Source organism: Pseudoalteromonas rhizosphaerae (assembly GCF_902498845.1).
Classification (GTDB): domain Bacteria; phylum Pseudomonadota; class Gammaproteobacteria; order Enterobacterales; family Alteromonadaceae; genus Pseudoalteromonas; species Pseudoalteromonas rhizosphaerae.
This window is the reverse complement of record NZ_CABVLM010000061.1, coordinates 1-405: the sequence shown is the minus strand read 5'-3', so window position 1 is coordinate 405 and position 405 is coordinate 1. Positions and strand designations below refer to the sequence as shown.

Annotated in this window: 1 protein-coding gene; it reads right to left on the bottom strand. The window is 66.9% G+C overall.

Annotated elements, in window-relative coordinates; all coding sequences use genetic code 11:
- Nucleotides 1-371: alpha-hydroxy acid oxidase (locus PSR9079_RS23470; protein WP_246175649.1), on the bottom strand; the 371-nt coding region annotated here is incomplete at its 3' end.
- Between the last annotated feature and the right edge of the window lie 34 nt (nt 372-405).

The window sequence follows — 405 nt, the reverse complement described above, 5'->3', positions numbered from 1 at the left end:
TTCCAGATCCAGGCCGGCCGCCGCATCACGTCCAGCGCGTTGCGGCTGGAGATTTGCATCGGCAGGGTGAAATGGTTCCTGACGTTGTATTCGCGGTTGGGCGACACCGGCGTGTCCAGGGTCACCATGAGGGCCCGGTAACCCGCGTTGCGGGCGCGGTCCATGAGCCGATAGGACGCCCCCAGGTCCGGCAGCATGTAAAGCTGGAACCACAGATCGCCGCCGGCCTGGGCCACCCGTTCCATGGAGACGATGGACGCCGTGGAAAGCACGAAGGGGATGCCGGCGCGCGCGGCGGCCTTGGCCATCAGGTATTCCCCCTCGTAGGCCAGCAGGCCGGCCGCGCCGGTGGGCGCGATGATCATGGGCATCGAACTCGCCTGGCCGAAGTAATGGGTCGAGCAG